The organism is Trinickia terrae (assembly GCF_005144415.1).
In the GTDB taxonomy this organism is placed as follows: Bacteria; Pseudomonadota; Gammaproteobacteria; order Burkholderiales; family Burkholderiaceae; genus Trinickia_A; species Trinickia_A terrae.
The window spans coordinates 640,431-652,773 of the sequence record NZ_SWJE01000001.1 but is presented as its reverse complement, the minus strand read 5'-3'; the positions used below and the strand labels follow the sequence as shown (position 1 = coordinate 652,773).

The following is a 12,343-nucleotide window of genomic DNA, read 5'->3' as shown; positions in this document are numbered from 1 at the left end:
CGCGTTATCGCCGAGCAATTGACACAATGAAGAAGGCACTTAAGGCCGCACCGTCCGACCTCAACGAGGCACCCACCGAAGCCCGGCGCAAATACGATCCAGAGCAGACCAAGCGCAACATCCTCGATGTCGCGACGCAGGAATTCTCCGCGATGGGTCTCGCCGGCGCGCGCGTCGACCAGATCGCCGAGCGCACCAACACTACGAAGCGGATGCTGTATTACTACTTCGAGAGCAAGGAGGGGCTCTACGAGGCCGTGCTCGACAAGGTCTACGGCGACATCCGCACGCTCGAGCAGGATCTGCACATCGACGAGCTGGAACCGCAGGAAGGGATGAAGAAGCTCGTCGAATTCACGTTCGACTATCACGACAAGCATCGCGACTTCGTGCGTCTCGTCACGATCGAGAACATCCACGGCGCGAAGTACATCGAGCAGCTGAAGTCGTTCAAGAACCGCAACGCCAGCGTGATCAAGACGATCGAGGACCTGCTCGAACGCGGCGTCTCTGCGGGCGTGTTCCGCGCCGACGTCGATGCGATCGACCTGCACCTGATGATCAGCGCCCTCTGCTTTCACCGCGTCTCGAACCGCTACACGTTCGGCACCGCATTCGGGCGCGACCCGTCGCATCCGCGGCTGCGGGCGCGGCATCGCGAGATGATCGTCGATGCCGTGCTGCGGTTCGTCAGGAAGGAATAGCGCATCCGTCGAGCCGGCTTGCAAAACGGCGATGGGCCGCTTGGACACGCCAAGCGGCCCATCGCTCATGAAGCGGCGGATCAGTTGTCGAGCACGATCCGCTTGATATCCCCGACCACGAAGATATAGGCGAGCGCCCCGATCAGCGCGATCGCGCCGATGAACACGAGCGCGCCGACGAACGAGCCGGTCGCCGCCACGATCATGCCCACCACGAGCGGCGTGATGATCCCCGCCAGATTCGCCGCGAAGTTGAAGATGCCGCCCGTCACGCCGAGCAGGCCGTCCGGCGCGATATCTGAGACGAGCGTCCAGCCGAGCGCGGCCATGCCCTGCGCGAAGAACGCCAGCGACATGATCGCGATCACCACCATGTTGCTTTGCACGTAGTTCGCGAGCACGATCGTCGACGCCAGCAAGAGGCCCGCGATGATCGGCAGCTTGCGAGCGATGTTGGCCGAGATGCCGCGCCGCAGCATCCAATCGGAGATCGAGCCGCCGAACAGCACGCCCACCGACGCCGCGATGAACGGCATGATCGCGAAGAAGCCGATCTTGAGCCAGGCCATATGGCGCTCGGTCGCGAGATAGGTCGGGAACCACGTCAGGAAGAACACGAGCGTCGAGTTGCCGGCGAACTGGCCGAGGCAGATGCCAAGCAGCTGACGGCGCTTGAGCAGTTGCCCGATCGTGCCCCAGCTCAGCTTGGCCGCGGGCTTCTGGGCGGCTGCGTCAGCACCGGCCTTGCGGTGCGTGAGCCCGCCGCCCGCCTCGATGTATTCGAGCTCGGCGGCATTCGCGCCCGGATGCTCGCGCGGCTCGCGGTAGAAGATCCACCAGATCACGCCGAACACGAGGCCGGCGGCGCCGACCACGTAGAACAGCGTGCGCCAGCCGTACGCTCCCATGAGCGCAAACAGGAACGGGCTGAAGAACGCGAGACCGATGTATTCGCCTACCGTGTAGGTGCCCGTCGCGAGCGCGCGCTCGCTCTGCGGAAACCAGGTGGCGACGACGCGGCTATTGGTCGGAAAGCACGGCGACTCCGCCACGCCGAGCCCCAGCCGACACGCGAGCAACGGCGAGACGCCGTGCACGAACCCTTGCAGCAGCGTGCACAGCGACCAGAACGTCATCGCCAGGTAGTAGGTCAGCTTGCTGCCGAAGCGGTCGAGGAACAGGCCGCCTGGAATCTGCGCCGCGACGTAGGTCCACGAAAACGCCGAGAACATCACGCCCATCACCGCCGCGTTGATGCCGAGCTCCTTGGTCAACTGCGGTGCCGCGATGCCGAGCACCGTGCGGTCCAGGTAGTTGATCATCGTGCCGATCGCCAGCAACACGAGGATCTTGTAGCGCGCCGACGAACGGCGCGTGGTTGCGGCGGACGCGCCTTGCACAGGCGCGTGCTCTCCCTGCGGCGCGCTTTGCGCCGGAATCTGCTGTGGCACGGATGTCTCCTTGATGTAGTGTTCGCGGCCGGCGGATCAGCGCGGCAGCAAGGTCTGAAAGTGCTGGAACATGCGCTCGGCGTCCGGCGCGATGCCCGTGAAAATCTCGAAGGCGTCGACCGCCTGGTAGACCGCCATGCCGCCGCCCGTCAGCGTGCGGCAGCCGAGCGCTTCGGCGGCCTTCAGGAGTTCGGTCTTGATCGGGAAGTAAACGACGTCGGCGACCCACAGGCGCTTGTGCAGCAGCTCGGCCGGCAGCGGCAGGCCGGGCAGCTTCGCCATGCCGGTCGGGGTCGCGTGGATCAGGCCGTTCGCCGCGGCCATCGCGTCCGCAAGCGCGGCGGGCGACTCGCCGCCCGCCTGCACTCGAGCGGCCGGAAAGCGCGCCTGCAATTCGGCCGCGAGCTTCGCCGCGCGCGCCGCCTCGACGTCGAACAGCGTCAGTTCGCGCGCGCCCATCATCAGCGCGGCATGCGCCACGGCCGCACCCGCTCCGCCCGCGCCGAGCTGCACGACGCGCTCGAGCGGCACGCCCGGCAAGCCGCGCTCGAAGGCGCGCTTGAAGCCCGACCAATCCGTGTTGTGGCCGATGCGCTTGCCGTCCTTGAGCAGCACGGTGTTCACCGCGCCGAGCGCGCGCGCATCGTCGGACAAATCGTCGAGCAGCTCGATGACGGCCTGCTTGCACGGGTACGTGATGTTCAAGCCGTTGAAGCCCATGCGCTCGGCGGCGGTCAAGAGCGACGGCAGCGACGACATGTCGAGCCGCAGCGCCTCCAGGTCGATGCGCCGGTAGACGTAGTTCAGGCCGAGCCGGCGGCCTTCTTCTTCATGCATCGCAGGCGATAGCGAGCCGCCGATGCCAGAGCCGATCAAGCCGGTCAGAAACGATTTCGATGTCATTCAATACTCCTTCAACCACCTTTTAGAGCGTCAGCTCGCCTTGGCGAGCAAGGTCGCCATCCGCTGCAGCGCCAGTTCATAGCCCTCGGTGCCGCAACCGCAGATCACCGCCTCCGCCACGTTCGACACATACGAGTGGTGCCGGAACGCCTCGCGCCGGTGGATGTTTGAAATATGCACTTCGATCACGGGCTTATCCACCGCGGCGAGCGCGTCGGCGATCGCCACCGAGGTATGCGTGTATGCCGCCGGGTTGATGACGATGCCGTCGGCCGTCGTGCGCGATTCCTGGATCCAGTCGATCAACTGATGCTCGGCGTTCGACTGGCGGAACTCGATCGCGATGCCCAGCGCCTCGGCCGCCTTGCGGCAGCGCGCTTCGACGTCCTGCAGCGTTTCCGCCCCGTAGATGTGCGGCTGGCGCGTGCCCAGCAGATTGAGGTTCGGCCCGTTCAGGACCAGCACCGAAGGCTTGCTCATGTCTTGCAACTCCGTCAATGAGGGCGCGATTGGAAGACTGCGCTCTCGACCATCGTGAGGCGGATTTTGCCTGCGTCTTCTCGTCGCGTCTTTTGGGGTTTTCCAGAATTTGTACGGTCTAGTTAGTTTGTACAATACACGCAAATTCATTGATCTGGATTGGCTTGGTGCGGAATTAGATTGGGATCAGATAGTTCATTTCCATCGAACGTCCCGTTTCGCCCGGTGCGATTTCCAGCCTTAGCCAGCCATGGGGCCAGAGTAAGTGCTCTGCACTAACTCTGGCCGACATAGGAGCCTCACCATGCAGCGTTCGATTGCCACCGTGTCCATCAGCGGGACACTCGCCGAGAAGCTGGCCGCCATCCGGCAGGCGGGCTTCGACGGCGTCGAAATCTTCGAGAACGACCTGCTCTACTTCGACGGCTCGCCCGCCGAAGTCCGCCGCATGGCCGAGGACCTCGGCCTGAAGATCGTGCTGTTCCAGCCGTTTCGCGACTTCGAGGGCGTGAGCGCCGAGCGCCTTTCGCGCAATCTGGAGCGCGTCAAGCGCAAGTTCGACCTGATGCACGAATTGGGTTGCGATCGCATTCTGGTGTGCAGCAACGTGTCGCCGGAGACAATCGCCGACGATGCGCTGATCGTCGACCAGCTCGGCGCGCTGGCGCGCGCGGCGCAGCAGGCGGGCGTGGTCGCGGCTTACGAAGCGCTGGCGTGGGGACGGCACGTGCATTCGTACCGCCATGCGTGGCGCCTCGTCGACGCCGTGAATCACCCGAACCTCGGGCTCGCGCTCGACAGCTTCCACACGCTGTCGCTGAACGATCCGGTCGACGAGATCGCGTCGATTCCCGGCGAGCGCATCGCCTTCGTGCAGATCGCCGACGCGCCCAAGCTCGCGATGGACGTGCTCGAATGGAGCCGCCACTACCGTTGCTTCCCGGGCCAGGGCGATTTCGACCTCGCCCGCTTCACCGCGCGCGTGATCGAAGCGGGCTTCACGGGGCCGCTGTCGCTCGAAATTTTCAATGACGGGTTCCGCGCCGCGCAGACCGCCACCACCGCGAAGGACGGCTATCGCTCGCTTCTCTATCTCGAGGAGCAGACGCGCGCGCTGATGGAGCGGGAACGCGCGGCTCGCCGCGCCTCACAGCCGCTGTTCACGCCGCCCGCCCCGCCCGCGCACGTCGGCTTCCAGTTCCTCGAATTCGCCGTCGATGCAACGACCGGCGCGCAAGTCGCCGACTGGCTCGGCAAGCTCAGCTTCCGCCTCGCGGGGAAGCATCGCTCGAAGGACGCCACGCTCTACCAGCACGGCGCCGCGTCGATCGTGCTGAACGCCGAGCGCGACTCGTTCGCCGACGCGTTCTACCAGCAGCACGGCTTGTCGCTGTGCGCGTCGGCGTTCCGCGTCGACGACGCGAAGGTGGCCTTCGAGCGCGCCGCGGGCTTCGGCTACACGCCGTTCTCGGGCCGCGTGGGGCCGAACGAGCGCGTGCTGCCGAGCGTGCAGGCGCCCGACGGCAGCCTCGAATACTTCGTCGACGAAGCGCCGGACGCCCCGACGCTCTATGAATCGGACTTCGTGCTGACCGACATGAACGGCCCCGCGGAAGTGGGCCCGCTCGACGGCATCGACCACGTCTGCCTCTCGCTGCCGGCCGACGCGCTCGACACCTGGATCCTGTTCTTCAAAACCGCGTTCGGCTTCGACGCCGAGCCGAGCTGGGTCGTGCCCGACCCGTACGGGCTCGTGCGCAGCCGCGCGGTGCGCAGCCGCGACGGCTCGGTGCGCATTGCGCTGAACGCGTCGGCGGACCGCCACACCGCTGTGGCCGACGCGCTCGACACCTACCACGGCTCGGGCCTGAACCACGTCGCGTTCCGCACCGGCGATATCTTCGGCGCGATCGAGCAGTTCGTCGCCGACGGCGTGCCGTTCCTGCGCATCCCGCGCAACTACTACGACGACCTCGCGGCCCGCTACGCGCTGCCCGACGACTTGATCGACGCGCTGGCCGAGAAACACATCCTGTACGACCGCGACGAGCGCGGCGGCGAGTTTTTCCATGCCTATACCGAGCGCATCGGACGGCGCTTCTCGTTCGAGATCGTCGAGCGCCGCGGCGGCTACGACGGCTACGGCGCGATCAATGCGGCCGTCCGTCTCGCCGCGCAAGCCCAGCAACGCAAGTGAATCGCCAGCAGCCCCTCTGTAGCCCACTAAAACAATTCCGCAACGTCAACGTACCAATCAGGAGATCTTTGGATGAAATCCAGCTTCACGCTCAAGAAAACACTGTTTGCCGCCGGCGCGGCCCTCGCGACGGTCCCAGCATGGGCGCAAAGCAGCGTCACGCTGTACGGGGTGGTGGATGACGCCATCACCTACGTCAACAATCAGAAAGGCAGCTCGAACGTCTACCTGCGACAGGGCAACCTCTATGCATCGAAGTTCGGCTTCCGCGGCTCGGAGGACCTGGGCGGCGGCACGAAGGCGATCTTCGACTTGCAGGCCGGCTTCGATCTGAACACGGGCGCGGCCTCGACCTCCGGCCTCATCTTCAACCGCCAATCGTACGTGGGGTTGCAGAACACGCGGTACGGCACGGTCACGGCCGGCCGCCAGTACACCCCGTATTACCTGATGGTGGGACCGCTCACGGGCAGCAACTGGCTCACCGGCGCAACCGGCGCGCACCCCGGCGACATCGACGGGCTCGACACCACGATCCGCATCAACAACTCGGTGACGTACACGTCGCCCAACTACTACGGCCTCACCGCGAGCATGATGTATGCATTCAGCGGCATCGCGGGCAGCATGGGCAAAGGCCAGACGTGGAGCGGCGCGGTGAGCTACGCGAACGGCCCGCTGAGTCTCGGCGCCGGCTATCTGCGGATGAACAACACGGGCCTCACGAGCAGCTTCGATACCGCCGCCACGGCATCGTTCAGCACCTCGGCGGTAAACCAGGGCTATGTGTCGGCCAAGGCGGTCCAGCACATCGCGACCGCCGGCAACTACACGCTCGGGAACCTGACGCTCGGCCTGAGCTATTCGAACGTCCAGTATCTGCCGGGCGGCTTTTCGCTGTTCAAGAACACCGCCGTCTTCAACACCTACGCCGCGCTCGCCGACTATCGCTTCACGCCCGCGTTCGATGTCGCCGGCGGGTTCTCGTACACGGCGGCGTCGAAGGCCAACGGCATCACGAGCGCGGCGCGCTACGAGCAGTATTCGCTGCGCGAGTCCTACCGCCTGTCGAAGCGCACCACGCTCTATTCGACGCAGGCCTACCAGCATGCGAGCGGCAATACGCTCGGCAAGTCGGGCGCGGGCAACATCATTGCGGCGGCGCCCGATGTCGGCGATTCGCAAAGCTCGACGTGGTCGTCCACGCAGGGGCAGTTCGTCGCGATGTTCGGGGTCGCCGTTACGTTCTAAGCACATCGTGCGACGACAGGCGGCCGTTGCTCGACGCCCTGTCGCAACGCATGCGCAAGGGGGTGGCAAGGCATCTCGCCTGTGCCGGACGCGGCTCGCGCAAACGCAAGGTTCCGCACATGCGGCGAATGCAACGGTGCGAGCCTTACCCGCCAAGTGTGCGCGAGCGCTTTCGCGAAGTCCCAGGCATCGCGCGATCGCGCCGATAGCGAAACAGGGCCGGTATTCGTCATCTGCTCCTCCTTGGTGCGGCCGATCGAATGCCGACCTCTCACTCCGCAAGCGAAAACGGATTGAACCTCGTATTCACGTCGTAGTAATCGATTTCGTCTCTCTGCTTCAGATACCTCGCAGCGCGCATGACGAGCGGCAGCAAAACGAGCTCGTACAGGAATTTGACGACGATCATCAGTATTTCCTTCGCGCTCAACACGCCCCAAAACAAAATACAAAAATAGGCAATGGAAGAAGCGACAAATGCTCTCACATACCCGGAAAAGAGCGCCTCATATGCCTGTGCGCCAATCCCAGCGTGTGTAGGCGAAGTCGGCAACAGCGAAACCAGCCAGACGCCCAGCACCACCAGCGAATTCGCCACGAGGCCGCCCCATATGGCAAGGCGGCTCACGTGAAACCCATACACTTCGGTCAAGATCGTGCTGAACGCGTACGTTGCCGGAAACAGAATGAGCGCGGCGGGGAATTGAATTCACACGGCATCGCCGAAAATCCTCGACGGCAACACCACCTCCGACAACTGAAAGGCGGTCATATTCGACGTCATGAGAAAGCATACGAAAAGAATCATGTGTCGCTGCAGTAGTATTCATTGGCGGATCAACCGAGGATTGGCGATTTTCTGGTTTTGCGTGGACCTGACGGGATTGATGTCGATCCCGCCACGGCGCGTGTATCTCGCCCCGACGGTCAGGCTTGCCGGCTCGCACATCCGCATGATGTCGACGAATATTCTTTCCACGCATTGCTCGTGAAACTCGTGATGCTCGCGAAACGAGACGATATAGCGGAGCAACCCCTCCCTGGATATCTTCTTTCCCCGGTACTTGATCCAGACGCTTCCCCAATCCGGCTGCCCGGTCACCAGGCAATTGGATTTCAGCAGATTCGAATACAGCATTTCTTCCGCTTGCCAGCGCTCCGTTTCCAGGTATTGCGGGTTGAGAGCGAAATCCTCGACGTCGATCTCGGCGTCATCGATGCAAACACCCTCCAGCGGCGAAATAATCCTATGCATCTGGTCTTGCAGCGGATTGACGACGACCGAGACATTCGCCTTCAAGCGCGAAGACAAATCGGCCGCAATGGTGTCTCGCAGGACATCGATACTCTCGAAACGGGTGTTGTTCAGGCTATTGAAGTAAAGCTTCATCGATTTCGATTCGATGATGAATTCCGAATCGCAGGGGTAGGCGATTTGCGCGGTCGCCACCTGCGGCTTGCCGCGCTGGTCGAGCCACGATACTTCGTAGTGGTTCCATAAATCGTATCCGACGAATGGCAATAATTCCCCGGTAATGCCCAGCTCTTCTCGCTTCGGCCTGCGCGGTATCGCAAACAGCCTTTCGGGGTTGTATTTAGACTCGTAAACGGAAGTCTTGCCCAGTTCCATATATTTCCTTACATTTGGTCAATCGATGGCGCTGCCAATCAGGGCCGAAAAGCTTGGGAGAGCTGTCGCGGATTTGCAATCTAGCGCAACCGGAGATCGCGCCAGAACCCATCAACGTTATTAGGGGACGAGGCGCCGGCCCGCTGGGCAGCTCGCGTCGATGTGATCTAATGGCGGCTTTTGTATCGCGCGCCGCGATCCGTCGCCGCACGCGAGGTCAGTCCTTCCGGAGCACCCCACGTCCATGAACAGACTCGCCATCGCCGCAGCCGTATCGATCCCGTTGCTCGTCGCGGGGTGCGCCATGTTCCAGAGCAACCCGGATTCCGGCGAGCCGGAGATCGATCATGCGACCGACCGCTCGGTCAATGATGTCGTCGCATGCCTGACGCAAGACGCGGCCAAGCACGGCGTCAGCTTCAAATCCACGCCGATTCCGCAAGGCACGATGCTCGAGTTCGGCGATTCCAATGTGGTCAAGGTGCGCAGCGACAACGGCCAGACGTGGTATCGCTTCTATCCGGGCCAGCGCCACGTGTCGAACCTGTGGCTCGAAGGGGCAAGCAAGACCTGCGCGCCGTAAACGGCTGTAAGCCAGCGCCGGGGGGTGAAAAAACGGGTTCGCGGGCCGATTTAAGAATCGTTTAATTTTTCTTGACGATCATCGCCAAGCAAAATCTAGCGATAGGAATACGAGAATGAACGAGCTGAACCGCCAGCCGGATCGCGCAGGCCCGCCTGCCAAGCAGCCGCACATTTTGCGGCGGCTCTTGAGCCATCACGAGCTCGCCACGCTGCTGCTCCTGCTGCATGCGCCCATCGACGTCAACGCCAAGCCGGAAATCCCGATGCTCGAGGAAGCCGGCCTCGTCGAGGTCGTCACGAGCGCACCCGGCACCCAGCGTTTCCAGCTGACGCCGCAAGGCAATGCGATTCTGCGCGGGCTGGGCGTCGCCTGAGCGTGACCTGCATCAGCCGACGGGCTCGCTAACGCGTCCTCGATTCCGCATCGCCCCTACTTGCACAGCAGCAGCAACTGCTCTTCCGACGAACACGTCGGCTTCGGCTTGTCCTCCGCCACCGGACGCGGGCGTTGCCGCTCCGCTGCGGCCCTGCGCGTGAGACACGCCCGCAAGCGCCGCTCCATCGGCGGGTAGTACTTCCAGCCCGAGCTCAGCGGCGGCAATTCCAGCTTGACCTCCTTCCACTTCGGATGCCCGTGCGCCTGCAGGTCGTCGAAGTGCGTGCACAGCGATTCGGCGAAACGGTTCAGGTTGCCGACCGTGTCGCGCAAGCCATAGTCGTAGGTGACCAGATAGGCCTTGACGGTCCACGTCGGCACATCTTCCTTCAACCAGTTCGGATAGCTGCTCTGGTGTATCACGGCGGGGAAATACGTCTGCTTGGCGCGCGCCGTCTCAGGCGCGTTCGGATCGAGCTTGAGGAACTTGATCTGCGAGAGCAGTTCCGGGTTCATGTCGGTGAACAGCTTCGCCGGCTGGCCGGCGACGACGATCGCCACGTCGATCTGCTTGGCGATCAACTGCGCCAGCGCGTCTTCATTGCTCAAGTGCTGCACGTTCGCGTCGTCGATCGGGCGGCCGAACATCAGGCGATAAAGCGTCGTCGCCGATTGGGCCGTGCCGCTGCCGAGTAGCCCGACGCTGATGGTCTTGCCCTTGATGTCCTGGATGGCGTTCATCGGCGAATCGGAGCGCACGACGAAATAGATCTCCTCGTCGTAGAGCGGCATGATGAGCCGCAGCGGACGAATGATCGCGCCGGCCTCGTCGTTGCCGGCGTCCGCCATGTCGACAAAGGCCTGGTACACGTCCGACTGCACGAGCGCGAGCTTGACGCCCGGCTCATAGCGCATGCGCTGCACGTTCTCCGCCGAGCCTTTCGACGGCAGCACCTCGAGATCGATGCCCGCCGGCGCGGCGACATATTTGGCGAGATCGGCCCCGATCTGGATATAGGTGCCCCTCTCCTGCCCCGTGACGATCTTGTAGTGCGCCTCGGCGCGCGCCTGCCCCGTCAATGCGAGCGTTGCGAGCAACGCCAGCGCCATGGTCCCCAACCCCGCCGCTATCGTCCTGATCATGGTGCACCTGTTGGTTTGGTTGACTTCCCGCGCGCAGCACGCGCCTGACGTGCCGGGCTGCCCTCATCGTTGTGCGCCAGTGCGGCGCACGCTTCTGATTTCCGTCGGCGCATCGTGCGTCACTGACTGTTCGTCTGCTCGGGAGCGGGAGCCGGAGCCTGCGAGGCCTTGCCCCAGCCCGATTCGCGAATCGAACGCGCAATGAGCGATTTCGCCTCGGCGCTGCCGGAGTCGGCTGCGAGCGCATCGCCCGCGTTGTGCCAGACGCAGGTCCACAGGCCCTGTTGCGCGCAACCGCGCGCCACGCGCAGCGCTGCGTCGCGCGCCTGCTCGCGCGCCTGCAGTTCCTGGCGCATGCGCTGCGCGTCGCCGTTGTCCGGCTGCGCGGCGAGCACCTCGCTCAACGCGGCGTGCGCATCGGTGAGGTCGTTCTTTTGCAGATTTGCCTGGATCGACTGAAGGTCACGCGGGGGCGCCTTGCCGTGGCGATCGGTCGAATCGGGCGCCGCGGCGGACGCCGTCGTTTGAGCGGCTGCCGGAATGGTTGTCGGGGTGGGAGCCAGTACAGGCGTTTTGGCGGGCGCAGGCGCCTGCGCCGCGACGGGTGCACGCGACAGCAGCGGCGGAAGCGCCGGTAGCGCGGGCTCCGCAGCGGCCCTCGCCTGGGCCCGCAGTTTTGCTTGCGCTTGGGCCTGCAGCTTCGCCTGGGCTTGAGCCTGTGCCTGCGACCTCGCCTGCGCTTGAGCCTGCAGTTTCGCCTGTGCTTGCGCCTGCGCCTGTGCTTGCATTTTCGCTGCGGCCTGCGCCTGAAGCTGGGCTTGTTCCTGAGCCGCCTGCGCGCTAAGCGCCGGCGCCCCATGGAGCGCCGCATTGCGCTGTTGGCCCGTCGCAGCCGCAGGAGGCGCAACGGAAGCGGGTCGCAAAGGCGCGGCAGGCGTTGCGCTCGCCGAAGCCGGGAGCTCCAAGCCGGGCGTCACCGAACCCACCACCGTGCGCGACATCATCTCTTCGATGCGCGTCTCCGGGCTGTTGAACTGGCGCAGCAGCACGAAGCCGCCGAACAGCACCGCGAACGCCGCCAGCGTCCACCCGGCGCCGTGGCTCAAGCCCCAATGCCGGGCGCCGTCGGGTATCGGCGAGGGCGACATGCCCGCTGCGGCGAACAGCGGCACCGGCCGTGGCGTCCCCGCGAGTTCGACTCGCGGCAACGCCTTGCCGGGCGACGCTGGCGCAGCGGCCGCCGGACTCGCAGAAGCGCTGGCGGCGGCAGCCGAGCCGGTCCCCAGCGCGACCCGCGCCGTTGCACCGCAATGCGGACAGAAGGAAATGGGTTCGGTCAACAATCCGCCGCAGCGTCGGCACGCGACGGGGAAATCGGCATCGGGAGTGGATAGGCTAGACATCGCCGGACCCTTGGATGAATACGCGATGGGGCACGTCGCTCCGACATCGCGGCTGCTGCGCTCAAAGGACTAAGCTGCCAACGGAACCAAGCTTCCAACGCGCTTCGTCGACGAGGAAAAGACGACGAAGGGGGTCACGAATTTGCAAACTAATATGTGTCACTTGGTGGCGTGCGTCAAGCAAGCGCCGGGCTTGCGGCTAGCATCGATCCGCCATGAT

General features: G+C 64.2%; 12 protein-coding genes. 5 read left to right on the top strand and 7 right to left on the bottom strand.

The features are described 5' to 3' along the window. Positions 1–26 precede the first annotated feature (26 nt). Entirely contained in the window at positions 27–704 is a 678-nt protein-coding gene (locus tag FAZ69_RS02970; RefSeq protein ID WP_136892426.1) for a TetR/AcrR family transcriptional regulator, read from the top strand. An 80-nt stretch (positions 705–784) separates the two neighbouring features. Here FAZ69_RS02970 and FAZ69_RS02965 read toward each other — a convergent pair whose 3' ends face one another. The 3 genes from FAZ69_RS02965 to aroQ all read right to left on the bottom strand — a co-directional run bounded on the left by FAZ69_RS02965 (position 785) and on the right by aroQ (position 3,538). Next, a complete protein-coding gene (locus tag FAZ69_RS02965) occupies positions 785–2,104 on the bottom strand; it encodes an MFS transporter (RefSeq protein WP_439654741.1) in 1,320 nt (439 codons plus the stop codon). A gap of 87 nt (positions 2,105–2,191) precedes the next feature. Beyond that, positions 2,192–3,058 (bottom strand): shikimate dehydrogenase, encoded by an 867-nt coding sequence (locus FAZ69_RS02960; RefSeq protein ID WP_136892425.1) that lies wholly within the window; start codon positions 3,056–3,058, stop codon positions 2,192–2,194. Between the two features lie 30 nt (positions 3,059–3,088). After that, positions 3,089–3,538, bottom strand: a complete 450-nt coding sequence (aroQ, locus tag FAZ69_RS02955; protein ID WP_136892424.1) for a type II 3-dehydroquinate dehydratase — start codon at positions 3,536–3,538, stop codon at positions 3,089–3,091. A gap of 304 nt (positions 3,539–3,842) precedes the next feature. On the opposite strand from aroQ, the gene FAZ69_RS02950 reads away from it, so the two are divergent. After that, positions 3,843–5,735: a bifunctional sugar phosphate isomerase/epimerase/4-hydroxyphenylpyruvate dioxygenase family protein gene (locus FAZ69_RS02950; protein WP_136892423.1), complete on the top strand. Its 1,893-nt coding sequence runs from the start codon at positions 3,843–3,845 to the stop codon at positions 5,733–5,735. Positions 5,736–5,807: 72 nt separating this feature from the next. Then, positions 5,808–6,986: a porin gene (locus tag FAZ69_RS02945; protein ID WP_136892422.1), complete on the top strand. Its 1,179-nt coding sequence runs from the start codon at positions 5,808–5,810 to the stop codon at positions 6,984–6,986. Positions 6,987–7,257: 271 nt separating this feature from the next. Here the strand turns inward: FAZ69_RS02945 and FAZ69_RS02940 are convergent, their stop codons facing one another. Further along, positions 7,258–7,674, bottom strand: a complete 417-nt coding sequence (locus tag FAZ69_RS02940; protein WP_255451496.1) for a VUT family protein — start codon at positions 7,672–7,674, stop codon at positions 7,258–7,260. A 138-nt stretch (positions 7,675–7,812) separates the two neighbouring features. Beyond that, positions 7,813–8,616 carry an NADPH-dependent 7-cyano-7-deazaguanine reductase QueF gene (queF, locus tag FAZ69_RS02935; protein WP_136892420.1) on the bottom strand — a complete coding sequence of 268 codons (804 nt, stop codon included), beginning with the start codon at positions 8,614–8,616 and terminating at the stop codon, positions 7,813–7,815. Positions 8,617–8,860: 244 nt separating this feature from the next. Here queF and FAZ69_RS02930 point away from each other — a divergent pair, with 244 nt between their 5' ends. Next, positions 8,861–9,199: a hypothetical protein gene (locus tag FAZ69_RS02930; RefSeq protein WP_136892419.1), complete on the top strand. Its 339-nt coding sequence runs from the start codon at positions 8,861–8,863 to the stop codon at positions 9,197–9,199. A gap of 115 nt (positions 9,200–9,314) precedes the next feature. Then, positions 9,315–9,575 (top strand): hypothetical protein, encoded by a 261-nt coding sequence (locus FAZ69_RS02925; RefSeq protein WP_136892418.1) that lies wholly within the window; start codon positions 9,315–9,317, stop codon positions 9,573–9,575. A 56-nt stretch (positions 9,576–9,631) separates the two neighbouring features. Here FAZ69_RS02925 and FAZ69_RS02920 read toward each other — a convergent pair whose 3' ends face one another. Both FAZ69_RS02920 and FAZ69_RS02915 read right to left on the bottom strand, forming a co-directional pair. Further along, the gene (locus FAZ69_RS02920; RefSeq protein WP_136892417.1) at positions 9,632–10,720 is read right to left on the bottom strand and encodes a TAXI family TRAP transporter solute-binding subunit; all 1,089 of its coding nucleotides are present in this window, start codon (positions 10,718–10,720) and stop codon (positions 9,632–9,634) included. A 119-nt stretch (positions 10,721–10,839) separates the two neighbouring features. Next, complete coding sequence (locus tag FAZ69_RS02915; RefSeq protein WP_136892416.1) at positions 10,840–12,123, bottom strand: tetratricopeptide repeat protein; 1,284 nt, start codon at positions 12,121–12,123, stop codon at positions 10,840–10,842. Between the last annotated feature and the right edge of the window lie 220 nt (positions 12,124–12,343).